General features: G+C 44.2%; 23 protein-coding genes and 1 pseudogene. 8 read left to right on the top strand and 16 right to left on the bottom strand.

Annotation, left to right across the window (positions count from 1 at the left end; all coding sequences use genetic code 11):
• Positions 1-10: 10 nt before the first annotated feature.
• From MKX59_RS08435 to MKX59_RS08415, 5 genes are all read right to left on the bottom strand, one after another.
• Positions 11-1,894 (bottom strand): stalk domain-containing protein, encoded by a 1,884-nt coding sequence (locus MKX59_RS08435; protein ID WP_076264756.1) that lies wholly within the window; start codon positions 1,892-1,894, stop codon positions 11-13.
• A gap of 159 nt (positions 1,895-2,053) precedes the next feature.
• Complete coding sequence (locus tag MKX59_RS08430) at positions 2,054-2,341, bottom strand: antitoxin Xre/MbcA/ParS toxin-binding domain-containing protein (RefSeq protein WP_023989726.1); 288 nt, start codon at positions 2,339-2,341, stop codon at positions 2,054-2,056.
• A 13-nt stretch (positions 2,342-2,354) separates the two neighbouring features.
• Entirely contained in the window at positions 2,355-2,840 is a 486-nt protein-coding gene (locus MKX59_RS08425; RefSeq protein WP_023989727.1) for a methylated-DNA--[protein]-cysteine S-methyltransferase, read from the bottom strand.
• A 25-nt stretch (positions 2,841-2,865) separates the two neighbouring features.
• Entirely contained in the window at positions 2,866-3,426 is a 561-nt protein-coding gene (locus tag MKX59_RS08420; protein WP_023989728.1) for a bifunctional transcriptional activator/DNA repair enzyme AdaA, read from the bottom strand.
• Between the two features lie 37 nt (positions 3,427-3,463).
• Positions 3,464-4,252: an isocitrate lyase/PEP mutase family protein gene (locus tag MKX59_RS08415; RefSeq protein ID WP_068942129.1), complete on the bottom strand. Its 789-nt coding sequence runs from the start codon at positions 4,250-4,252 to the stop codon at positions 3,464-3,466.
• A 332-nt stretch (positions 4,253-4,584) separates the two neighbouring features.
• On the opposite strand from MKX59_RS08415, the gene MKX59_RS08410 reads away from it, so the two are divergent.
• Positions 4,585-5,277, top strand: a complete 693-nt coding sequence (locus tag MKX59_RS08410; RefSeq protein ID WP_226887739.1) for a chitosanase — start codon at positions 4,585-4,587, stop codon at positions 5,275-5,277.
• A 229-nt stretch (positions 5,278-5,506) separates the two neighbouring features.
• Here the strand turns inward: MKX59_RS08410 and MKX59_RS08405 are convergent, their stop codons facing one another.
• Entirely contained in the window at positions 5,507-5,878 is a 372-nt protein-coding gene (locus MKX59_RS08405) for a hypothetical protein (RefSeq protein WP_340858175.1), read from the bottom strand.
• Between the two features lie 444 nt (positions 5,879-6,322).
• Here MKX59_RS08405 and MKX59_RS08400 point away from each other — a divergent pair, with 444 nt between their 5' ends.
• A complete protein-coding gene (locus MKX59_RS08400) occupies positions 6,323-6,589 on the top strand; it encodes a hypothetical protein (protein WP_231517237.1) in 267 nt (88 codons plus the stop codon).
• Entirely contained in the window at positions 6,590-6,763 is a 174-nt protein-coding gene (locus MKX59_RS08395) for a GNAT family N-acetyltransferase (protein WP_238808085.1), read from the top strand.
• 100 nt (positions 6,764-6,863) lie between these two features.
• On the opposite strand, the gene MKX59_RS08390 is transcribed toward MKX59_RS08395, so the two are convergent.
• The 4 genes from MKX59_RS08390 to MKX59_RS08375 all read right to left on the bottom strand — a co-directional run bounded on the left by MKX59_RS08390 (position 6,864) and on the right by MKX59_RS08375 (position 9,669).
• Positions 6,864-8,036: an MFS transporter gene (locus tag MKX59_RS08390; RefSeq protein WP_028542251.1), complete on the bottom strand. Its 1,173-nt coding sequence runs from the start codon at positions 8,034-8,036 to the stop codon at positions 6,864-6,866.
• A gap of 79 nt (positions 8,037-8,115) precedes the next feature.
• The gene (locus MKX59_RS08385; RefSeq protein ID WP_013311367.1) at positions 8,116-8,394 is read right to left on the bottom strand and encodes an ArsR/SmtB family transcription factor; all 279 of its coding nucleotides are present in this window, start codon (positions 8,392-8,394) and stop codon (positions 8,116-8,118) included.
• A gap of 220 nt (positions 8,395-8,614) precedes the next feature.
• Positions 8,615-9,352 carry an SDR family oxidoreductase gene (locus MKX59_RS08380; protein ID WP_028542250.1) on the bottom strand — a complete coding sequence of 246 codons (738 nt, stop codon included), beginning with the start codon at positions 9,350-9,352 and terminating at the stop codon, positions 8,615-8,617.
• 38 nt (positions 9,353-9,390) lie between these two features.
• Positions 9,391-9,669 carry an Atu4866 domain-containing protein gene (locus MKX59_RS08375; RefSeq protein WP_028542249.1) on the bottom strand — a complete coding sequence of 93 codons (279 nt, stop codon included), beginning with the start codon at positions 9,667-9,669 and terminating at the stop codon, positions 9,391-9,393.
• 199 nt (positions 9,670-9,868) lie between these two features.
• On the opposite strand from MKX59_RS08375, the gene MKX59_RS08370 reads away from it, so the two are divergent.
• Entirely contained in the window at positions 9,869-10,798 is a 930-nt protein-coding gene (locus tag MKX59_RS08370) for an AraC family transcriptional regulator (RefSeq protein WP_340858996.1), read from the top strand.
• A gap of 160 nt (positions 10,799-10,958) precedes the next feature.
• Here the strand turns inward: MKX59_RS08370 and MKX59_RS08365 are convergent, their stop codons facing one another.
• Positions 10,959-11,609, bottom strand: coding sequence for a hypothetical protein (locus MKX59_RS08365; RefSeq protein ID WP_028542247.1), 651 nt, complete (start codon positions 11,607-11,609; stop codon positions 10,959-10,961).
• Between the two features lie 65 nt (positions 11,610-11,674).
• A complete protein-coding gene (locus MKX59_RS08360; RefSeq protein ID WP_023989739.1) occupies positions 11,675-12,712 on the bottom strand; it encodes a LacI family DNA-binding transcriptional regulator in 1,038 nt (345 codons plus the stop codon).
• Positions 12,713-13,052: 340 nt separating this feature from the next.
• Between MKX59_RS08360 and MKX59_RS08355 the strand changes: the two genes are divergently transcribed.
• Positions 13,053-14,105, top strand: coding sequence for a 2,3-butanediol dehydrogenase (locus tag MKX59_RS08355; protein ID WP_028542246.1), 1,053 nt, complete (start codon positions 13,053-13,055; stop codon positions 14,103-14,105).
• Positions 14,106-14,220: 115 nt separating this feature from the next.
• Here the strand turns inward: MKX59_RS08355 and MKX59_RS08350 are convergent, their stop codons facing one another.
• Complete coding sequence (locus MKX59_RS08350; protein ID WP_081819229.1) at positions 14,221-16,215, bottom strand: AraC family transcriptional regulator; 1,995 nt, start codon at positions 16,213-16,215, stop codon at positions 14,221-14,223.
• A 180-nt stretch (positions 16,216-16,395) separates the two neighbouring features.
• On the opposite strand from MKX59_RS08350, the gene MKX59_RS08345 reads away from it, so the two are divergent.
• The 3 genes from MKX59_RS08345 (at position 16,396) to MKX59_RS08335 (ending at position 20,443) form a co-directional block, all read left to right on the top strand.
• Entirely contained in the window at positions 16,396-17,658 is a 1,263-nt protein-coding gene (locus tag MKX59_RS08345; RefSeq protein WP_028542244.1) for a VWA domain-containing protein, read from the top strand.
• Positions 17,659-17,937: 279 nt separating this feature from the next.
• Positions 17,938-19,281, top strand: a complete 1,344-nt coding sequence (locus MKX59_RS08340) for an amino acid permease (protein WP_338532716.1) — start codon at positions 17,938-17,940, stop codon at positions 19,279-19,281.
• A 7-nt stretch (positions 19,282-19,288) separates the two neighbouring features.
• Positions 19,289-20,443 carry a VanZ family protein gene (locus MKX59_RS08335; protein ID WP_340858158.1) on the top strand — a complete coding sequence of 385 codons (1,155 nt, stop codon included), beginning with the start codon at positions 19,289-19,291 and terminating at the stop codon, positions 20,441-20,443.
• A 134-nt stretch (positions 20,444-20,577) separates the two neighbouring features.
• Here the strand turns inward: MKX59_RS08335 and MKX59_RS08330 are convergent, their stop codons facing one another.
• The 3 genes and pseudogenes from MKX59_RS08330 to dmpI form a co-directional block, all read right to left on the bottom strand.
• On the bottom strand, positions 20,578-21,231 hold the full coding sequence (locus tag MKX59_RS08330) for a nitroreductase family protein (RefSeq protein WP_340858155.1): 654 nt from the start codon (positions 21,229-21,231) through the stop codon (positions 20,578-20,580).
• A 333-nt stretch (positions 21,232-21,564) separates the two neighbouring features.
• Positions 21,565-22,344: pseudogene (locus MKX59_RS08325) on the bottom strand (transposase); the annotation flags it as partial.
• Positions 22,345-22,444: 100 nt separating this feature from the next.
• Positions 22,445-22,627 carry a 4-oxalocrotonate tautomerase DmpI gene (gene dmpI, locus MKX59_RS08320; RefSeq protein WP_023989746.1) on the bottom strand — a complete coding sequence of 61 codons (183 nt, stop codon included), beginning with the start codon at positions 22,625-22,627 and terminating at the stop codon, positions 22,445-22,447.
• Between the last annotated feature and the right edge of the window lie 17 nt (positions 22,628-22,644).

The raw sequence follows: 22,644 nt of genomic DNA, 5'->3' as shown, positions 1-22,644 counted from the left end.
TTGGACAAATCTACTTCGCTAAATTCAGCTTGGCATCCTTGATGTCATACAAAGCCCCTTTGTTGGTATCTACAAGCTTTTTCATTTGTTTGTTGGCTAGTCCATTCGCAGGCACGATTGCATTAAAAATAACACCATTTTTCTGTAATTGCTCGTTGATTTCATCTACTGAAAAACGGGCTTTACCCAGAGCTGTATTTTTATCATGAACTGGCGCATCTGTAATGAATATAATTGTTTTGGAATTAGAATTCTTGGGAAATTTACTTATAGCTAACTGAATAGCCTCTAATCCCGATTCCTTCAAATCCCCGCCAGCGGAAGGGCGCAGCATATTCAAATTACCTTTTAACTTGTTTTTATCGGTCGTAAACTCCAAAAATTCTAAATCTTTATCTGCCTTCAGATTGATATCCCGAAATGCAACGACAGCAAATTGGGAACCTGCTGGAACGGAATCAACAAAGCCTTTCACCTTCTGTCTCACATAATCCAGCGTCCCTGTCATACTACTTGTAACATCTATGACGAACACAATATCCGTAGATTTGGAGAAGGTGGTGGATATCTTTTTCAGAATCGTTGATTTGGATTGTGATTCGGAAGCATCTTCATTTTCCTCCATTAATTGTTCACTTTCGCTGGTTGTCAAAACCTGCGGTGGAGCAAGAAAAATCACAACGCTCTGAGCTGCAATATTCCACTTTACCTTCGCACCTAGCGCCTCACTTACAAAGCGAATAGGAACCATTACTTTGCCGTTAATGAGCCTCGGCGCCGCATTGAGACGCACTAATTTACCGTTGATATAGGCATCTCTGGAGCCTACAGTTAACTTGATCGTTGTATTTCCTTTGGTTGCAGTAACGGTCTTGGTAGCTCCATCCCATTTCACTTTCGCCCCAAGCGCCTCAAAAACGGCACGAAATGGCACCAGCATACTTCCGCTAATAGAGGTCGCAGGCTGCTCATATTGTTGCAATTTCCCGTCTATAAACACCTCAACCTGCTGAGCCTTGTTATTATTTATGGGAACAAATTGGGGTACAGACGCTGCCGAATTTCCCGACTGGTCGATCATTTTGATATAAAAGTAGTATCCACCCGTAGATAAATTCAGGTTACTCAAAGGGTAGCTAAACGTTGTTTCTGGATCGAACTGAATCCGTTTAATTAATTGAGTATCTGCATTTTTGACCATAACGTATGAAGTGTACGTGGGTTGAATATTTTTTATTTTCAAACGAACCGAAAATGACGTACCTGAAGAGTTGATTGTAAATGTACCCGGAAAATTTTCTCCAGACGGGATAGACAAAGGGATTTCCGGTGACTCATCAACCGCTTGATCCACTTTAGGCTCCACGACAGGCTGGGTTACTTGAGGTTCAATGACTTTCGTTTCATCCACAGGTTGAGCAACCTCGGGTTCACTGGGAGTGGGAATCTCTTTTATATTGGTCTCCACCTCAGGCTGCGTTACTTTCGGCTCCTCCGCAAGTGGAGTTACTGTAGATTCATCGACTGACTGCACAGTCCCTTTCATAGTTATAGCTATAGGAAGTTCTATATGATTTTCTGATCCTGGATAAGGTGCTGGTCGTGAATCCGCAATCATAATTGTAGAGTTGGCATAATCGATCGTAAAGTCACCAGGGGGAATTTCAATATAGTTGCTATACAGACGAATTGGCGTATCAGGCTTAATCGTAAACGGGAGATCGAATTTAAACACTCTGTTTACTCCATTACCATCATCAAGGGTAAGCTTAAGCTTATCTCCATCTCTGAATACCGTCGAATTGGCAGCGTGAACACTTTCTGTACACAAAGTGAACAACCCTACAAATATCGTTAAAAACGAAAGTAGGAACATCATTCTTTTGAGCTTCATTCTTATTTCCCCTTTTGAATCTATAGTCTTGTCGGTAAATCATAGCATAGGGTTAGATGAAGTTCATGCCATCTGATTACAGTTATGGATATGCGAACTCACTTTTTCCATCATTAGCGCTCTGTTCAATGTTCATATGTATCTCCTTGGTCCGCTTCTTCAACGTGGCATACGTAATATAGCCGCCTTCAGTGCTTTAGTCCCTTCTTCGCTTTTCAAATAATCCGACGGTGTTTCGTTGCCGAGTGCGGGGACTTTTCGATCCATCCAAGTCAGCAAATATTCCCCCATATCGGGCAGCAGCACAATCTGAATCTCCTTGGGAATTTTACTTTCAACCACTTTTGCTCTTATAGCCGGATCTACCTGTGCATACCGCTCCTGATAGATCTGAACCATGTTGGCCCAGTTCTCCGGCTTAAACTCTTTCAAATATATGTCTCTCATCTACGAACCCTCCTTAGGGCCTCAGACAACGCTTTTCATGCTGGAGCAACCATTCTTTTCTCCATAGCCCTCCTGCATAGCCCGTTAGTTTCTGATTGGAACCGATAATTCGGTGACATGGAATCACAATGCTCAGCTTATTTTTTCCATTAGCACTGCCTACGGCTCGGATCGCTTTTTCATTTCCAATAGCAAGAGCAATATCTTTATAAGCTGTCGTTTTACCGTACCCCACGGACACCAGAGCATTCCATACTTTTTGCTGAAAATCCGTACCTTCAAAGGCATAAGGAAACGTAAACTCAAAGCGCTCACCTTTAAAATACTCGTCAAGCTGGATAGCGCATTCCGCTAATACTTGGATTGGAACCTCTTCTATAGCCCTCGTTAAGAGCTCATTCCGATTAGAGAACATAATAGAATAGACAGCCTCATTTGTGCCCTGTATCTCTATCTCTCCAATCGGCGATACATACTTCAATACGTAAAGTTCACTCATAAAAGGATACGCCCTCCTTCCTTTTCTATTCCTTACTCAACTTTCTATACTCACTAGGAGAACAATGGTTCAAGCTGCGAAACGCCTTATAGAAATGGGAGGGACTTTGGAAGCCCGTCTCATAGCAAATCTCAAGATTCGTAAGATTTGTACTTTTAAGAAGATAGGCTGCCTTATCTACTCTTATTTTTTCCAAATACGTACGCGGGGTTTCGGCGGTTTCCTGTTTAAAGATCCGATCCAAGTAAAAGGAGCTTATTCCGATATGGTCCGCAATATCCTGCAATACAAGTTTTTCCTTGTAATGATTGACCAAGAAGGTTACTACATTCTGCACAAGTCTGATATACGGCGAATGGTCTGTATGGGGCTGGCATCTTTTGCAAGCACGAAAACCCGCCTTTTCCACTTTGTCCAAATCAAAGTAAAACTCCACATTTATTTTCTTCGGCTTTTTGGATCGACAGGAAGGTCGGCAGTATATGCGGGTTGTTTTCACAGCGGTAAAAAACAACCCGTCATACTTACGATCACACGCTATAATTTTCTCCCACATTTCTTCAAAAGAAAGACTAAGGTTAGCCATGATCGAATGCTCTGTCCTTTCTATAGTTCATATTCATCTAGCTCAAGGATTTTGCAAAATCCTCATATAAATGTGATGTATCTTGAAGCTCTATCAACTGTTCTGCATTCTTTTGCAAAGCAACTATTATCTTATCAGAAAATGCATTTCCAAAGCTAAACCGTTTAACTCCTAACTGCTGAAGCTGGTGGACATTCGTCAGACCCGGCAGGGATAAAACATTAAGCGGAGCATGTATATGAAACACAACTTCCCTGATCTCTTCATCACGCTTTAATCCTGGAACAAAAATTCCGCTCGCACCATTATCCACATACGCTTTGGCCCGCTCTATGGTCTCTGAAAGTGGGGCATCCATCTGCAAATATGTATCCGTTCTTGCGTTTATAAAAAAATTTTTAAACCCACGCGTATCCAATGCTGTTCTTATTTTGGACAACAGGTTACTGTGCAGGCCCACTTCTCGAAGTCCCTTTTTCGTTTTCAAAGAATCCTCAATATTAATCCCTGCAACTCCCACATCGGCTATCCTTAAAACATGCTCAACAATCGTTGCCGTATCCTCCCCATATCCTGCTTCAATATCTGCCGACACTGGAATCTGAACATGCTCAGCAATCGTCCGAATAATGCTTACATGCTGGTCAAAATCAATAAGCTCTCCATCTGAGAATCCAAGCGTATTGGCAATTCCCCAGCTCGTCGTACCTATCGCCTTAAAACCTGCCTTCTCCAGAGCCACCGCAGATAGCATATCCCAGGCGTTCCCTAAAAATAAAAGTTCCTCTGATGTGTGAAGTGCATGAAACTGATGAATTTTGTTCATAAATATAGCCTCCTGATATGTGATGTAACTCATTTTATCAAGAGGCTATCTTTGTTTCGTCCTCATTCTTGCACTTATGATCTGTAGGAATCTAGGAACAACTAGGTCCATTTATTCACATATAAATCATAATTTTTGAAAAAAACGGTTATTTAAATGAGGGCTTCGACAACTCAAATGAAGCTAGTATAGAGCCATTATCCCTTACCAGCGAAGCAGCTACTAGCCAAGAAGCGGTTACAGCTATTGATCATGATGCTAATTTCTCACCTTCAACACTTCAGTTTCTGAAGGCTAATACAGGACTCGACGGTGAGCAATGGGATAATATTATGAAGCTAGTGAACAAACCAGAGCAAGATTCTTTGAAATGGACTGAATTCTATGGATATGCTGAAGATATCGGCGATAATCGCGGATACACCATTGGTATCTTTGGAGCAACAACAGGCGGTTCAAATGATACGGGACCCGATGGTCCGGACTTATTCAAAGCTTTTGATGCTGCTAGTGGAGCTAGTAACCCTTCCATTGCAGGTGGATTAACACGTGCTGGCCTGAAGGGGAAAATGAGTGGTTCGATTCTAAAGCTCAGCGATAGCGATAGTGTTATCAAGAAGAAGATCAACGCTCTCCAAAACAATGAAGCTTGGAGAGAAGCCATGTGGCGTACGTTCTATGACACCTATATCGAATATAGTGTACAGCAAGCACAGAAACGCGGATTTAATACTGCTCTGACGATTGGTTCATTTGTCGACACAGCACTCAATCAAGGCGCTACTGGTGATTCAGGTAGTCTTGAAGGAATCCTCTCACGTTCAGGCAGTAGTACGAATGAGAAGAAGTTCATGACTAGCTTCTATGCTAAGCGTACATTGGTTGTCGATACCAACGATTATAACCAACCTCCCAATGGTAAGAATCGTGTGAAACAATGGAGCTCTCTCTTAGCTTCTGGCGAAACAGATCTTAAGAACGCAGATGCAGCTGTGATCAAAGCAACGAATTGGGAACTGAAGTAAATATAATATACGTCATGAGGAGGGCATATCGTATGTCCTCCTTTATCTATTTTTTATGAACATTGAGTTGGTGTTGACTGCTAACAACATCCCATTCTCCCATACAGTTCCTCTCATCATTCGAGTATGTAGGTCGCGTGTACAAATAGAGAGACTGTCCCAAAAGCCCGAAAGTTGCAAGCTCCTGAAACAGTCTTGTAAAATGGTTTATGAAGTCGAAATAAGGCCGTTAGATGATTCGATAGCCAGATGGCAGTCTACCGCTACTGCGGATATTACGGATTTGCTGCAACGTCAAACGTTGATTGGTAGAGATAATAGATTCCACATCATTCCCGCGAATCAGATCATCCAGGTCGGCGATGTTGCGATTGCCTCTAAACACACGGAAGTTACCTCTAAACCGCGTGCCAGCAAAGAGTACAAGTGTAGCATTGCTGCTAGTAGAAAAGAAACGCAGACTTTCGATGCCGTCGAGAATGTTATCGGTATTACGAATGCCTAGGTTTCCTCTGAATACTCTCCTGGAACCCCGAAAATTTTCTTCGTTGTAGACTGTAAGACGTGGATACGTTTGAGATACATATGCTTTGTTGTCCATGTTGTAATTCCTACTTTCAACTTTATCTTATGCTTCACCATCCGATTGGCGCGGGCCTCGCAGCATCCATCTAAAAATAGTTATGTGATTGAATAGAGCAGATGCAGACTTGAAAAAGGAACATATGTTCTGTATAATCTACCTTAGCAATTTGGAAAATTTTGAACTAACGGAGATGCGGACATGGACGATAAATTTATTGAGGAACTACGTGAAATTAGCAGAAACGACAAGCGAAGATCCGAATTTCTTATTAAGGGTATGAAGGAAACACTTCAGGAAAGAAAAGAAAAAAACTTTATCGAAAGATGGATTTGGCGACAAAAAAATAAGAAGCTTATAGCGCGGAAGTTTAAATCCTAGTAGATATAACAACTGAATCTTCATAGCTTCATAGCACTTTACAAGTGCTTAGGTCATAGCTCATTTTTAGGAGGTAGAGTCATGATTGAGCTACTAGTCCCAAACGACGATATATTAAATCAAAATCAATTTTTGGCTGATGAAGTTCGATACAATTTGATCCATCGAATTTGTGAGTCAGAAGGGTCAACATGCCTCAAAACGTCCGATAAAAATATGATCTTTGCTCAATCACCCGGACATAAGGCTTGGCTATGGATCTCACAACAAATCACAGATAATCATAAATTGACCTATATAGAAGAACTCTTACGTTATTTAAAAGGAACCACCCTATACCCCGCCTAATTGCGAAAGAAAGGTTTTGCCAGCGCAATGGTATCCGAGCTATGTTCCATTTTGGAAAATGAGCATTTAGTACCCATGCTATATGCAGATTTAAAAAATTCGGTTTCCAATCAAGTTTATAAAAATATCGGCTTTGAGGAAGGCGGCAAAATCACTGATATTGCGTTTGAATAAGCCTTCCTACTGCAAGAGAGCATGTTATTGCTCATTCAAATCAAAGAAGGCCGCAATGTCACCTTCATCACTGGGCCTCCTCTTCACTTATCTATACACTTTACTCCGTAACACCCACTTGTGTTTGAACTGAGGATCTTCGTGTAAGTAAATACGTAGCCACAATAGCGATACCAACCCCTGCTGCTCCAAACCAGGTGATGGAAGACAGCGAAACCTGACCAACAACTACACCGCCAATTCCGGCTCCGGCTGCCATAGCAAGCTGCATTGTAGATTGATTGAGACTCAGCATCACACCGGAAGATTCAGGCACAAGTGTGACCAGATTATATTGTTGAGTAGGTCCAGTTGTCCAGGCTGCGAACGACCAAAGGATCAATAAAGCAAATACTGCGATCAGGGAATGAGCGGCAAAAGGAAGCAAGAGTAAGGAAATACCGTGCAACACCATACCCCCTAATAATGTAAAGGGTATACCCTTTTTATCCGCACTGTACCCACCAATTTTTGATCCGATTAGACTGGCAATTCCGAAGGCGAGCAATACTGAGCTTAGCATATCCTCTCCTACACCTGATACATTCAGCAAATACGGTGAGATGTAAGTATACGCGAGTGAATAACCTCCTAGCCAAAAGAAGGTAATACCTAATCCCAAAGCAACTTCAGGCTTTTTCAGAAGAGCAAACTGTTGTAGTAAGGGGACTGGTCGATCTCCTTTTAAGCGGGGAATTGTCATAGATATAACAATTAGGGCAATAATCCCTGTCAACGCGATGCCGAGAAATACGGTTTTCCAGCCATATGCAGAAGATATCATTCTCCCAAGCGGCACCCCGATAATCAGCGAAGCTGTAAAACCCATAGTGACTGTAGCAATAGAACTGGCCTGCTTGCCGGCTGGGGCAATTTTTGCTGCAATGCTCAGTGCTGTAACCACGACCATCCCCGCCCCGAGGGCCATAAGAATACGCGCGGCGATAAACATTCCAAAACCCGGCAGAATAAAGGAGAGGACATTAGCTACTGCAAATAATCCGAGCGAACTCAAGAGCAGCTTGCGTCTGTCCCATTTAGCGGTTACTGCCATCAGAATCGGCGTGCCAATCGCGTAAGCAAGAGAAAAGACTGTAATCAGCTGGCCCGCTGCGGACACCGTAATCCCCATAGTTGTCGCAATTTGATCCAAAATGCCTGAGATAATGTACTCGGATGTGCCTACCAAAAAACTAACAATTGCCAAAATATACACTTTCCACGTGCTCTGCATTTTTAAATAACGCCTCTTTTCTTTTGATATTTTTATATTTTTATATTTTTACAAATATCGAAATTAAGACTAAAAAAATTTATGTTATTAGGAACGGGGCATATTTCTGCGCTGCTTCCACATCCAAGCTGTAATAAATAAACGTCCCCTCTTTACGGTATGTGAGCAACCCCGACTCTGCCATTTGCTTCAGATGGTGCGATAGCGTTGAAATAGCTACACTGTTCAGCTTCTCGCCCAGCACAGAGCAGCATTGGTCGCTTTCCTCTTTTAGCAGAAGTGCTATCTTGAGACGAGTCGGTTCTCCAAGTGCTTTATATATTTTTACAGCCTGCTGCATCTCTGTTGTATCTTTCACCCTGTTCGGCTCCCTTCTGTTCCAGTCTTAATTTCGATGTTTGTCGAAATAAAATTATCACAAACATTTGTAAAAGTAAATACGTTTATTATAAAGGTACAGCTATTTTACACTCTGTGGTGTAAATGATGTTCTTTCTCATCCGATAAATAACCCCCCATCCATAAAGGATGGAGGGAAAAATGATCTGAGTAGAGAGAGAGTCATGGATGCCATGGCGTTAATTCGGGCTTGCCGTGGGTCTGACAATAATTTCATTAACATCTACATCTGCTGGCTGCTCCATGGCATACAGAATGGAACGGGCAATGGCATCAGGCGAAATCGAAATACGACGGTACTCTTTCATTCCTTGCCGGGCCTCTTCATCTGAAATACTGTCAGCAAGCTCAGATTCGGTTACTCCTGGCGATACCAGCGTCACACGAATATCTCCCCCCACCTCCAAACGCAATCCTTCAGAGATCGCCCGAACCGCATACTTCGTTGCGCAATACACCGCTGCAGTTGGGGTTACACTATACGCGCCAATAGAGGCGATATTGATAAACTGACCAAATCCTTGCTTTTTCATAATCGGAAGCCCTGCCGCAATCCCATGCAGAACGCCCCGTATATTTACATCAATCATGCGATCCCATTCCTCTACCTTCAGGGCTTCTAATTTTGAAAGAGGCATCACTCCCGCATTGTTCAAAATGACATCCACACGCCCAAATGTTTTTTCCGCGTACTTAATGAACGCTTCCATCTGGTCCCTCTTAGTCACATCCAGTTGCTGATAATCAGCCGATCCACCTTTAGAACGAATCTCAGATGTCAGAGCCTCTAGTCGCTCTGTCCGTCTGGCCCCTAATATTACATGAGCCCCATGGTGAGCAAGTAAACGGGCAGTAGCTTCACCGATCCCACTGCTTGCCCCCGTAATAGCTACGACTTTCCCTTTAATATCCAACATTCTTATTCCTCCTCTAGTTAAAATATCACTGAAACAGATTACTTTTTTACTTCCCTGTAAAAAACCATCCCTGCATGATACAAAACACCATTTTTGAATACACCCTCTGCCGTAAATCCGGTGTCGTCCACATATTCGATATAGTCATCTTCTAAGATATAGCTGCCTGTATAGGCATTTTGTCTCTGACCCCGTGCTTCATCATAACGACCATTAGGCAAGAGTTCGTGACGGATATTTCCGTCTTCAGTTACCCACATCCCTATATAGGGATGCTGCGAAGCGTGTACACTTTTTTCCGCTTTGTTACTCTCCATGACTCCCACTCCTTTGCACTTCTATTTTTTTCTCAATTGCTCATTAGGTGTTGTATCTGCATCTTATTATGAGAGGAATGTCCACCAGCCCGGTAGAAGAATCAGAGCAAATTATTGCCTAATCCTCCAAAGACCCTTAATATGTAATAAACTACTGAAAATGAAAACGGGCTACGTTGCAAAGAAGGGATGTGTCATGATGGGGGCAACCAAAATAGAGGGTTCTACCCTGGAAAAACAAGCCGAATTGGCAAGGCTTATAGAACGATTTTCAAATCAGGACGGAGTTCTCGCTACAGCCATACCTTCGCTTCATTTCGTCCGAAGTTCAAATACAACCGTTCCGATACATCAAGTCCATGAACCTGCCTTATGTATTGTGGCACAAGGCAGAAAAGTCGTGATGCTCGCAGAGGAAAGTTACCATTACGGCACATCCGATTACCTTGTTGTGTCGGTGGATTTGCCGATTTCCGGGCAGGTCATTCAAGCGTCAGCAGAAGCTCCTTATTTGTGCCTCCGGCTCAATTTTGATCCGCATCAGGTTTTGGACCTGATCAAGGAATCTGCTTTTCCCACAAGCCCAATGCCTGATTCCAGACGAGGCTTGTATGTAAGCCAAACTAACTCTCTACTGCTGGATGCCGTGGTAAGGCTAGTGCATCTTTTGGAAAACCCGCAAGATGTTCCGGTGCTGGCTCCATTAGTCATTCGTGAGATACTGTATAGGATTTTACAGGGGAATCAGGGGGAATCCTTAAAACAACTGGTCATGACCGGCAGCCATTCCAACCGGATCGCAGAAGTCATAAAGCGGATTAAGCAGGATTATGATAAGCCGTTACGTATTGAGGAATTGTCCAAACTAGCGAATATGAGTCCTTCGTCACTACATCGTCATTTTAAAGAGGTTACGGCTATGAGCCCAATGCAATATCAAAAACAATTACGTCTACAAGAGTCCCGCCGCCTGTTGTTATCTGAATCAGCGGATGCGGCAGATGTCGGTTTTCAGGTAGGTTACGAGAGTCCCTCACAATTCAGCCGCGAATACGCCCGCTTGTTCGGCCTGCCTCCAATTAGTGATATTAAACGCTTGCGCTCAGATCAGGATCACCAGACCACTTGAACCCATTGTTAGATGAACATCTGAAACCAATGGTTCTACTAACGTTTATCCCAATCATAAATGCCAGGATGTAAAAAACAGCACAAAACAGCCGCTCCTCCGGTAGAGACGCGGCTGTTCAATATATTCCTCTATACATGTGGTCATCACTATTTGAGCATCAATACGGATTATCCAGCTTGACGAACAAGGCTCGGATAACATCCTTCTCTGCCGTAGTAAGCTTTTGTCCTGCCTGCCATTGTTGAATCTCTTTCTTGACTTCCTTGGGTTCTCTATAGCTGAGAGCATACCCGATGCTTCCTATACCTTGTGTGCGGTTGGTTTTGTCCATATTTGCCAATGCTCGAGTCATCGCAGTTCTATCTCTTGTAAACAAATCTCCCATAAGACCAGCATAGCTTTCGCTTAAAGCTCCATCCAATCCGTCAGAAGCCTGAATCAGATTTGCAAAGCTTTCCGATGGAATAAAAGCGCGCTGCCTATACAGATATTCGATAATTTCCAGGCTTTGATGTTCTTTGATTTCGTTTATCTTTCCCCATTGGATTCCTGCTAAATGGTCCGTCATATGACGGACTTTTGCTTCATCACTGAGGGATGAATCTTTATAAAAGGACAGCACTAGCTCCTCTTTACTTTGCTGGGTGTGCTGAGTATTGGCTGCAGTTTGCTTGGACTCCCCATTGTTTGCCCCGGACGGCGCCGCAGTTTCAGCATCCTGTCCCACTGGATGGGGAGTGCACCCTATGGTTACAGCCAGCAATAGTGCAGTACAAGCTACAGAAACGAACCCATTACCTTTTAACATGAATCCACTCTCCTGTCTGAACAAACAGTGGTCGTTATAATTGCCCAAAATCCACTCATACCCTACTACTCATCACGCCCTACCGTAGGCTTACGGATCACTGAGACGCTCGATTCCCTCACGATCAGGCGAGGCTCGAATTGCACACGCTCATAATCCCCAGGTGTCTGTTCCTGAATCCGCTTGAGCAGCAGCTCCGCAGCCAACCGTGCCACCTCTTCTCCCATGATGGAAACTGAGCTGATCTGAGGGGTCGTTACCATAGCCCACAGATTGTTATCAATACCGACTACAGCAACCTCATCTGGCACTTTTACACCCAAATCCTTAAATCGATTGACGATCCCTATCGCCACCATATCGTTAACCGCATAAATAGCATCCGGCATATGTTTCAAGCTGTAAAAATAATCGGCAGCGCGCAGCCCTGTCTCAAAGGAGAAATCATCGCCAAAATAAACGAGTGAAGGGTCCACATGCTGGAGAGACTGCTCATAAGCGAAGTATCTTTCCTCGATTTTGTCCTTCGCAGCACCTGCATAGGCAATTCTTGTTCTGCCGATTTTAAGCAAATGCTCCATCACGAGTCTTCCCTCTTGCCGGGCCAGACTGACGATATCCGCTTTGACATCTTCGCCCAGCTTCTTGCCATAGTTAATAATGGACACGGGAACGCTGGCTTTGTTAATCAGATCTACCAACATTTTGGGATACGCCAGCGGCATAATGATGAGCCCGTCGACATGCAGCTTCTTGACCTCACGAACTGTTTCAAGCTCCATTCTGGCATTCCCGGCGGTATTGATTTGCACGACCCGGTAACCATGCTGCTTGGCAGCCTGCTCTACGGACCAAGCGATCTCTGGAATAATCGCGTTACGAATGTCTGGCACGGCCAGTGCGATTTGTCGTGTCTGACGAACTTTCAAGCTCTGAGCCGAGGTGTTGGGCGTAAACCCCATCTCTTCAATCACTTGCAAAATTAAGGCTTTCGTCCTCGGACTGATGCCCTCACTATCATTAATAGCTCTGGAGACAGTCGCTATACCGACTCCTGCCCGCTTGGCTACATCCTCTATGGTTACTTTCTTTTGATCTGTCACGCCCAAAATCCTTTCAAGAACGGAATCGTTTTCTGACTTTCTAAAATAAAGTCTTAATGTTGATATTATACCACAGAATGAGTGTCTAAAAATTGAAGTCGTTTTCTTCTTGTCTTTGCTTCACCTGAAAAATTCACAAAATTCCTTTGTATAAAAGTAACGAGCCAAATATAGCACTGTAGTCACAAGTGATTATATTCACAAAAAAATCAAGTGCTTTTTGTATTAAATTGGTTTGACAATGTGTAAAAATTGTGACATATTATCTTTCGGAAACGTTTCCTAATTCATTCACTTTTATAGAGGCAATGATCATATATTCGTCAAGGAGATGACAGACATGCAAGCATTGAGATGGCATGGAGTAAAAGACTTACGATTGGAAAACATTGAGCAGCCCGCTGCTCTGGCAGGAAAAGTAAAAATCAAAGTAGAATGGTGTGGCATTTGCGGAAGTGATCTTCACGAATATGTAGCAGGACCGATCTTCATTCCCCAAGATGCTCAGCATCCATTGACTGGCGAAAAAGCGCCGATCGTAATGGGACATGAATTCTCTGGACAAGTTGTCGAAATCGGCGAAGGTGTAACCAAGATTCAAGTTGGCGACCGTGTAGTTGTAGAACCGGTGTTTGCATGTGGAGAATGTGATGCATGTAAACAAGGCAAATATAATCTTTGCGATAAAATGGGCTTCCTCGGTCTGGCAGGCGGCGGTGGTGGATTTTCTGAATATGTCGCAGCTGACGAGCACATGGTTCACAAAATTCCAGAAAGCGTATCTTTCGAGCAAGGCGCATTGGTAGAGCCTTCGGCCGTTGCTTTATATGCTGTTCGTCAAAGCCAACTGAAAGTCGGCGACAAAGCTGTAGTATTTGGCGCTGGTCCTATCGGATTGCTGGTTATTGAAGCGTTGAAAGCTTCGGGCGCATCTGAGATTTATGCAGTAGAGCTTTCCGAGGAGCGTAAAGCTAAAGCTGAAGAGCTGGGTGCTATCGTGATTGATCCTAAAACTTATGATGTGGTGGAAGAACTGCACAAACGGACCAACGGCGGCGTAGATGTAGCCTATGAAGTCACTGGAGTACCTCCTGTGCTGACTCAAGCTATTGAATCTACTAAAATTAGTGGACAAATTATGATCGTCAGCATTTTTGAAAAAGAAGCTCCGATCAAGCCTAACAATATCGTTATGAAGGAACGCAATCTGACTGGTATTATCGGCTACCGTGATGTATTCCCAGCTGTTATCAGCCTGATGGAAAAAGGTTATTTCCCTGCCGACAAGCTGGTTACCAAACGCATTAAACTCGAAGAAGTGATTGAGCAAGGTTTTGAAGGTCTCCTGAAAGAGAAAAATCAGGTTAAAATCCTGGTATCTCCGCAAGCCTAATATCGAAAACAAACCAGATGTCTGCTCTATGCAGACATCTTTTTATAAAAAAACGCTCTCCTTCCTGCGACATGCTGTCGTCAAGATGAGTAGCGTTTTTTGATTACCATTTGGATTACTGAGTTACATTTTTCAAAACATCGTCGATCATTTGACTGTTTGCAATTGTACCTGTATACAACCAGCTAGAATCCTTACCAAAATCGTATACATGGCCTTCTTTAACGGCTGGAATTCCCGCCCATACAGGATCTTTTACAATATCTTCTTTACTTACGTTTTTGCTGTTCACGATAAAGATATAATCCGCATCCAGCTCGGCCAGCTTCTCCAGCGATAAATTACTCCAGTTCGCCTTAGCCGTTTTGGAAATCTCCTGTACGACTTGTGGAATCTTGAATCCCAAATCCTTATACAATACATCACCGCTGGATAGATTCTGGTTTACGACATACACATTTTTATCCGTTACCCACAATGCCGCCGCAGTTTTTTGTCCTACCGTCTGACTCAGCTTGGCTTTAGCCTCTGCTGCTTTTTTGTCGTAGTTGCTCAATGCCTGCTTCGCTTCACTGCTCTTATTCAGCACCTCACCCACGGTCAGCAGCTCTTGACGCCAATCATTGTTCATATTAGTGCCTACCACGTAGGTTGGAGCAATTTTAGAGTATTGATTATATTTGTCGCCTTCCACCATGCTCGCACTGTCCATAATGATCAAATCAGGCTTGAAGTTCAGAACCGCCTCAAACGGAAGATCTGAAGCAATGGTAGGAACGTCCTTCAGTTCTTTTTGCAGGTAACCTTGAACTGAATTTTTGCCTACCGACCATTGGGCTACGGGTTTAACACCTAGGGCCACTAGATGATCCTCCAGATAAGAAGCGATCACACGCTGAGGCTGAGCCGGAACCTTCACCTCATGCCCAAGTGCATCCTTCAGCACCCTTTCCTGTGATGTTGGTTCCGCTGATGTATTATTGTTCCCTTGGGAAGCGCCATCGGTTGCCGCAGGACTGGATGTGCCTGAGCACGCGCTGAGCAGCAGGGTAAAACTAAGCAATAAAATAAATGCCATGGAATGCTTTGCGTTTCTATTCATTCGTAAAATCCCTTCATCATGATTTTGATAATGATTATTATCCTCAATAACAGTATGCAGGGCGCCACTTGCCGAATCAATGGAACATTCGGACATGCTTAATGGATTATCCAGACTGGTATCTCTCACAAAAGCAGATGAATATAGGCTGTCCCGGTAATGAACCGGGGATACACCCGTATATTTTTTGAATGCCCGGCTAAAGAAATAGACATCCGGGTACCCCACACTGACAGCGATATCCTGTAAAGTAGCATCCGTCTTCCGCAAAAGCTCCTTAGCCTTGTCCATTCGCAGTTGAATCAAGTACATAATCGGGCTACAATCCGTTTGTTTTTTAAATAACCGAGTCAGATGTCTCGGACTGCATTCCAACAATCCGGCCAAACGTTCGAGCGTTATGGACTCCGCGTAATGATCCTGCATAAATCGAATCGCCTGTGTCACGATATCCCGCGCAGAAGTTCGAGCCTTCGGTTCTTGCAATTGCCGCATACATTCATATGCAAAATCATAGAACCGACCCTGAGCCTGAATCTTGGATAGCGCCTCATGATCCTGCCATGCGTACTCCAGTAGTTGCAGCTTTTGGTACAGTATAACCGGATAAGGCGGTACAAAACCATGAGCTATCGAAGGATGATTATACATCGTGTGTCCCGATAGAGAAGTCGCTTTATATAGTACAAGGATATATTCTATCCCGTATTGCGAGGGTTTCATATTCAGTTCAAAGCCTTTGCTGCCATGCAGTACGTACCCTGAATGTGGCGTATTCTTCCAATCACCATCCAAACGCACGCTACCCTGCAATACAAATACAAAAGCCTGCGCTGGAAGACGATACGGTTGAAGCAACGCTTCCGGCTCCAGTCGAATATGCCGGACATCCATGACACGGATCGACGAATGAAGCCATAGGGACAGCAGTTTGTTTAACTCATCAGCTTCATGTCCCTTGCTCATCCCGGTATGGGAACCTGCCTGCTTTTGTCGATCCTGCTTCACGTATCAAAGCCTCCGCTTCATAAATATCATACTTTTTTTCCACACCAACCTTATTATATATCATCTTTTACTGCGTCTACCATGAGACAAATATTCCTGCACGAAACAAGGTGAATATACCATTTCCATGGTACAATTTGTATAAATACAAGATTTAAAATACATAGGGGGTTTGACAGCATGAGCGGTCCCAACATTGCATTGAGTACAGGAGCTAATGCACCATTCGGTAAGGAAGATACGGTGCGGGTCACCATTACATGGAAGCATGCACCTGCCGAACTGGATGTTAGCTGTTTTATGGTAGGAGCAGACGGAAAGGTTTCCTCAGATGACTATTTCATTTTTTACAATCAACCCGCTGACCCGCACGGCCATGTACGGTTACAGCGTCCAAATGACAGAACCACTGAGTTTACTGTAGCGCTCCAGGAACTGGAACGAACCGGAGTGGAAAAATGTGTGTTTGCGGCCACACTGGACGGCCCGGGTACTTTTGCCGATGTGGTCGGCTGCTCACTTACTGCTCAAGGCAAGCAATCCCATATCACCTACAGTATCACCGAAGCCACCAAAGAAACGTCACTCGTATTCGCTGAAATATACCGCCATACGTCTGGCTTCAAGCTTCGCGCAGTTGGGCGTGGTTTCAATGGAGGACTAAAGCCGCTCGCCGAAGCTCATGGTGTCACCGTAGAGGAAACGGAATCACCAGCAGCACCGTCAGCGGATAAAGCCGGCGTGAAGGAGCCTTCTCCTGTGAATGGAAGGATTAATCTGCTTAAACAGAAGGTACAAATTTCACTCCAAAAGAAGCAGATAGACCGTGAAAAAGCACGAGTAGCGGTTGTATTAGATGCTTCTGCTTCCATGGCGAAACTGTACTCTAAGGGAACCGTGCAAAAAGCCTTCGAACGTGTTCTGGCTGTATCGGCCTGCATGGATGACGATGGTGAAATGGATGTATGGTTTTTTGCGGACAAAGCCAAACGTGCTCCAAGCGTCACGGAACGGGATTACGAGAATTACGTAAAACGAAATTTCCCAGAAATCGGATACGGAAATATAGGATTTGGTAACAATGAGCCTGAAGTAATAGAGGATATTATTTTAAAATATACAAAAGAGGTACCCAATGAAACAATCCCGACCTACATTATCTTTTTCAGTGACGGTGGCGTATATGAAACGAAAAAAATATCAAAATTGCTGATCAAGTACTCGAAAACTCCTATTTTCTGGCAATTTGTTGGTCTTGGTAATGCTGATTTCGGAGTCCTTCAAAAGTTGGATAATCTGCGCGGTCGCGTAGTGGATAATGCAGATTTCTTTGCCTTGGATGACATTGAGTCCGTGACAGACGCAGAATTGTACGACCGTCTGCTGAATGAGTTTCCTGGTTGGCTCAAGCAAGTGCGGGCTAAAGGAATATTGCGGAGCTAATCCTTCACCGCAATGCGATACTCCTACATGATCACTTAAATATCCGCCGAGCAGAACAATAAAGGCAGAATGACCGCAGATAGAGCAATCATCAGCGCCAGCATTTTGCCTCTGTTTTCCTCGGTTTTCTTCAGTTTGTCCTCTAGCGATTTCAATCTCCCTACCAGATCCTATTTATTTCATTTCCTAATTGGATATTTTCATGTAGTATAAGTCTAATTGAAGTAACCCTGTTTGGGCCATGCTGAAGCTATACACTATATGAAGGAGGATTTCATATTGAAATCAAATGAAGCAACTTTGCACAAAAAGCTGCTCCCACGGCACATTACCTTTATGGCTATGGGTGGAGTTATCGGAACGGGAATTTTTAAAGGAAGTACCGAAACGATTAGCTTGGCGGGACCTGGAGTTATTTTATCCTATGTCTTCGCAGGACTCTTGCTCTTAGTCGTTATGGGCGCAATTGCCGAGATGGCTACCGTCTACCCCAACTTGAATATGAAGGATTTTATTCGCAAAGCTTTTGGAGAACGTCTGTCCTTTATTATCGGCTGGTTGTATTGCTTTATGTGGCTGGCCGTCTGTATCATTGAGGTCATTGCTGCGGGGAGCTTCCTGCAATATTGGTTGCCAGATGTTCCTCTATGGGTACTCAGTTTAGTGAGTGCGGCTTTCATTATTGTCGTCAACATGCTGAGTGTCGGCGGTTTTGGGGAGCTGGAATTTTGGCTTGCGGGTATTAAGATTGCCATGATTATTATCTTCATCGCCTTGGGTGGCTGTATACTATTCGGGATTATTCCCACTGAAACTCCACCTTATCTAAGCAACTACGCGCAGCACGGCGGATTTCTACCTAATGGCTGGTTAGCTATCTTTTCAGCGCTGCTGGTCGTTACCTTTTCATACGGAGGGTCCGAGCTGATTGGACTGACGTTGACGGAGACAGAAAATCCGGAAAAGGTACTGCCTAGAGTGGTTAAAAGCTTTATTCTTCGCGTTGTTTTGTTCTATACGTTGCCCATTCTCATCATTTGTGGCTTGATTCCATGGAACCAACTGGATGCGAATACCAGCCCGTTTGTACAGGTATTGTCTTCTGTAGGGCTTCAAGGCTCGGCTCATGTTATGAACTTTATTCTGATCACTGCTGTACTGTCTGCCGCCAATTCGGGAATTTACGGGGCTACACGTATGCTGCATTCGCTGGCTATCAATGGAGAAGGTCCCAAATCACTCGCCCGCTTATCTTCAAACGGGGTTCCGGTAAATAGTCTCAAATTGTGTGCTGTAGTCCTGATTGTCGGTTCCATGGTTGCTTATGTCGCTCAGGACGGGCTGTTCCGTATTTTGATGGCTGTACCTGGCTTCGTCGTGTTGCTCGTCTGGAGCTGCATTTGTCTGTCCCAATTGAAATTGCGCAAATCTTATCCAGTGGAGCCTACTTTCAAGATATGGGGATTCCCTTATGTAACGGCGGTTACAGTGGGATGCCTATGGGTCATTGCGTTTCTATTCTTGCTTGACCCGCAAAATCGCATTAGCATTAGCGTGTGCGTGGCTTTCATGGCATTTCTGGTCATCTGGTCTTTGGTGAAGTTCCGGAGAAAGCAGGCGTAAGCAGCACATGATTCAATCTTACCTGTTTCCTGTTTCGTATGCCTTTCTTGCGTTTCCTTTTGCTGCGTTATTGTTCACATTGCCTTTCCTAATCGTGCAATATCGAAGGCATGGCTATATTCACAAGGCTAGAGCATGGCTGCTTTACTTGATGCTGTTATACTTAATGAACGCCTTCTTTCTGGTCATACTCCCACTTCCGGCATCGCGTCATAATGCTGCATTAGCCGGGGGAGCGTTGCAGTTGATGCCCTTGCAGTTCGTTCATGACATTATAAGAGAAACATCCATCTCACCCGCCCATCCCTCCAGCTATGTTCATTTGCTGAAGGAGCGCGCTTTTCTGCAAGTCGTTTTTAACGTTGTGATGACCGTTCCTTTCGGTATGTTCTTACGTTATTATTTCCGTGCACGATGGGGATGGTGTCTGATTCTGTCCTTTATCCTCTCCCTCTTCTTTGAGGTGACGCAGCTGACAGGACTGTATGGATTTTTTGACCATGCGTATCGCGTGTTTGATGTAGACGATCTAATGGCTAATACATTGGGTGGTATGCTAGGCTTTCTATTAGGCGAATGGTTTTCACGCTTCCTGCCCCGCTTGGAACATCTGGACAAGCATGTGGACATGGCAACGAAGCGAGTGTCCTATACCCGACGGGGCGTAGCCTTTTTCGTGGATTCTATCATATGGACCGGGCTACTCGGAATCATGGAGTCTCTGCATGTGCCTGCTGCTTTCTGGGTTTCCAGTGGGGTATACTTTATGGTGGTTCCTTACCTAACGAATGGACGAACGCCAGGGAAATGGCTGGTGCGTATTCATCTTACAGGGACAGGACAACGGATTTCCCTATGGGAGCTCATAAAGCGTTACAGTCTCTTGTACTGGGTGTATTTTGGACTTAATTACGTACTGGGTGGGCCTGTCCTATGGTCTCAAGTGTCCCCTTGGCTAAGTGTTCTGATTAGCCTTTTGCTGTTAGTGATCAACGGATGGTTCTTTTTCCATCTGGTCATACGCCTATTTAAGAAAGACCCGTTATTTTATGAGGAGCTTAGCCATACTTCACACCAAATTATATGGCCCAAGCACTATCATCATCCTCAAAATGACACCGCTGACTCGGCAGAAACGTCGGGAGCGAATACCGTGAAATGATAACTGAAAGACTGACAACGTGATAAGCACCCGCGATCTACGTTGCATCTAAGCAAATAAAAAAACAGGCGAAGCAAAGGATTTCCTTTGTCCGCCTGTTTTTTATTTTGCGCATAGATATTAGTTCGTTTCCCTTATTTCCACTGTGCAATTTGATCAATAGGCAATCGTGTGGACGGATGACCATCGTTGATACCTTTACCCATGGAAATGAGCATAACAGGGACATAACGATCTTTTTCCAGACCAAAGGTTTCAGCAATTTGATCCTTTTCAAAACCGCCAATAGCGTTAGTATCATAACCATGAGCGCGCGCTACCAGCATAAGCTGCATGGATACCAAACCACCGTCAATCAGGACTGTTTCTTTGTTCACAACTGGATCAAGCGCTGCAAAATGAGCTGCCACTTTTTCCTGTTGCATTTCTTTAATGTCTTTTGGCATATAGCCCAGTTCTACAGCTTCTCCGAAAATTTGTTCGAAATTATCAAAGTTATTCAAATCCCCAAATACAGCGATCACTGCCGAAGATGTTTCTACTTGACGTTGGTTGAAACGGGCCAATGGTGCCAGTGTGGCTTTACCTTCAGGGCTGTCAATGACGAGGAAACGCCAAGGTTGCAGGTTAATGGAAGATGGTGCGCGTGTAGCTTCTGTCAAAATCTCTGTCATTTCCTCGCGGCTAATCTTTACGGACGGATCGTATACTTTGACAGAACGGCGACCCAGTGCAATTTCTTTAAAATCATTTGTTTTGACAATATTGGATGTGTTCATATTATTCATTCCAATCTCTCCCACTATAAATTAATATTTTCTCATGTTTTCTCACTCATTCTTCGGTTTTCAGCCATTGATATATCGAGCACTGGAGAAGTGATGTAAGGATGTCATTATTTTCCGTAAGAGCCGGTGGCAGGATAGAGGTTGAGACATTTTTCCCAATCTATGGATCGACTTCTATGATCGCACCTTGGATATCCACTCCTGACTCTTGACGGCTTACCCTCCCATATCACGCGGGGTCGTTTCCCTTATGGAAATGATTCCTGCGGCTGCTCCGTGCTTCCTTTGTCTCTGCTTATTCCTGTCCGATGAGAAACATGAATCCGTTTTTTCTTAAGCTGTCTTCTGTAACTGGGCCTCACGTACTGGCCCTAAAACGTCGTTTGCATCGTACCGAACTTGCTTGGTGCCGAGCGTGTGAAGAACGCGAATCAGCTTCACGCACAACGCTACAATCGATTGCTTTTTCTTCAGTGGATTCTGGCTTCTTTTGGTAAAGTATTGGTGCAGTGCCTTAAACTCCGCATTCTTCGCCACCATGAGCACCACGGCCCGAAACAGTAGCGCTCTTAGCCTCGCGCGTCCTCGTTTGGTTATACTGGATTTTCCTTTTTTCTTCCCCGAGCTGTTCTCTTTGAGATTCAGTCCGGCCAGCCGTATAATCTGCTGTCCATGCTCGTAACCCCTTAGATCCCCCACTTCCGCCAGGAACCCCGCCAAGGTGACCACAGCCACGCCTGGCACAGTAAGCATCTCTTTCGTTCCTGGGATTTGAGGGAGTAGACGTTCCACCTCGGCTAGAATCTCTTCGGGCTGTCTGGCGAACATGTCGTACTGTTCCAGAAGTGTTTTAATCTCTATTTTTGCTGCTGGAAGTCCTTCGGTCAGACCGATGGAACTTCTCGCCGTTTCCACCAGTTGCCGGGCTCGTTTCGTCCCTACGGCTCGCTTCACGTCTTTCTTCCAGCGCTGGACGATGGCTTCTGCACCTAATTCTACGATCTCACCTGGCGTTGGAAACTCCTGCAAGGTAATGCGCGAAGCTTTCCCTTCCCAGTCTTTAAATACCTGCGTGTACTCTGGAAAAAAGCGATCCTGCCAGTTCTGTACCCGTGCATACAGGAGGCGCTTTTTTTGTTCAAATCTCAAATTAATTCATTACAGAAATGGCTCCTTACCTTAAAAATGAATGAACCCACTTCATCTTCTGACATTAGCGATCAGATAATAATTTTCCTCCCAAACCAATGTTTTCTTTTTCGCTTTCCTTAATCAAAACAATAAAAGCCGACTCGGGTACATTCATTATGGTTGAAGCTGATGTGGTAAGTTCAGTGACCAACGATCTTTTTTGTTCTTTATTTAATTTGCCTGCTTCAATAGTAATTACTGGCATGTAAATTCCTCCTTGTT

Origin of the sequence: Paenibacillus sp. FSL R7-0340 (assembly GCF_038002205.1) — a bacterium.
In the GTDB taxonomy this organism is placed as follows: Bacteria; Bacillota; Bacilli; order Paenibacillales; family Paenibacillaceae; genus Paenibacillus; species Paenibacillus polymyxa_B.
The sequence above is the reverse complement of the archived record's forward strand: the minus strand, read 5'-3'. Positions and strand labels throughout refer to the sequence as shown.

What these genes read in the sequence shown, in the direction of transcription:
- MKX59_RS08435 (WP_076264756.1), bottom strand. Translation starts at nt 1,894, where the DNA reads ATGAAGCTCAAAAGAATGATGTTCCTACTTTCGTTTTTAACGATATTT.
- MKX59_RS08430 (WP_023989726.1), bottom strand. Translation starts at nt 2,341, where the DNA reads ATGAGAGACATATATTTGAAAGAGTTTAAGCCGGAGAACTGGGCCAAC.
- MKX59_RS08425 (WP_023989727.1), bottom strand. Translation starts at nt 2,840, where the DNA reads ATGAGTGAACTTTACGTATTGAAGTATGTATCGCCGATTGGAGAGATA.
- MKX59_RS08420 (WP_023989728.1), bottom strand. Translation starts at nt 3,426, where the DNA reads ATGGCTAACCTTAGTCTTTCTTTTGAAGAAATGTGGGAGAAAATTATA.
- MKX59_RS08415 (WP_068942129.1), bottom strand. Translation starts at nt 4,252, where the DNA reads ATGAACAAAATTCATCAGTTTCATGCACTTCACACATCAGAGGAACTT.
- MKX59_RS08410 (WP_226887739.1), top strand. Translation starts at nt 4,585, where the DNA reads ATGAAGCTAGTGAACAAACCAGAGCAAGATTCTTTGAAATGGACTGAA.
- MKX59_RS08405 (WP_340858175.1), bottom strand. Translation starts at nt 5,878, where the DNA reads ATGGACAACAAAGCATATGTATCTCAAACGTATCCACGTCTTACAGTC.
- MKX59_RS08400 (WP_231517237.1), top strand. Translation starts at nt 6,323, where the DNA reads ATGATTGAGCTACTAGTCCCAAACGACGATATATTAAATCAAAATCAA.
- MKX59_RS08390 (WP_028542251.1), bottom strand. Translation starts at nt 8,036, where the DNA reads ATGCAGAGCACGTGGAAAGTGTATATTTTGGCAATTGTTAGTTTTTTG.
- MKX59_RS08380 (WP_028542250.1), bottom strand. Translation starts at nt 9,352, where the DNA reads ATGTTGGATATTAAAGGGAAAGTCGTAGCTATTACGGGGGCAAGCAGT.
- MKX59_RS08375 (WP_028542249.1), bottom strand. Translation starts at nt 9,669, where the DNA reads ATGGAGAGTAACAAAGCGGAAAAAAGTGTACACGCTTCGCAGCATCCC.
- MKX59_RS08370 (WP_340858996.1), top strand. Translation starts at nt 9,869, where the DNA reads ATGGGGGCAACCAAAATAGAGGGTTCTACCCTGGAAAAACAAGCCGAA.
- MKX59_RS08365 (WP_028542247.1), bottom strand. Translation starts at nt 11,609, where the DNA reads ATGTTAAAAGGTAATGGGTTCGTTTCTGTAGCTTGTACTGCACTATTG.
- MKX59_RS08355 (WP_028542246.1), top strand. Translation starts at nt 13,053, where the DNA reads ATGCAAGCATTGAGATGGCATGGAGTAAAAGACTTACGATTGGAAAAC.
- MKX59_RS08345 (WP_028542244.1), top strand. Translation starts at nt 16,396, where the DNA reads ATGAGCGGTCCCAACATTGCATTGAGTACAGGAGCTAATGCACCATTC.
- MKX59_RS08335 (WP_340858158.1), top strand. Translation starts at nt 19,289, where the DNA reads ATGATTCAATCTTACCTGTTTCCTGTTTCGTATGCCTTTCTTGCGTTT.
- MKX59_RS08330 (WP_340858155.1), bottom strand. Translation starts at nt 21,231, where the DNA reads ATGAATAATATGAACACATCCAATATTGTCAAAACAAATGATTTTAAA.
- dmpI (WP_023989746.1), bottom strand. Translation starts at nt 22,627, where the DNA reads ATGCCAGTAATTACTATTGAAGCAGGCAAATTAAATAAAGAACAAAAA.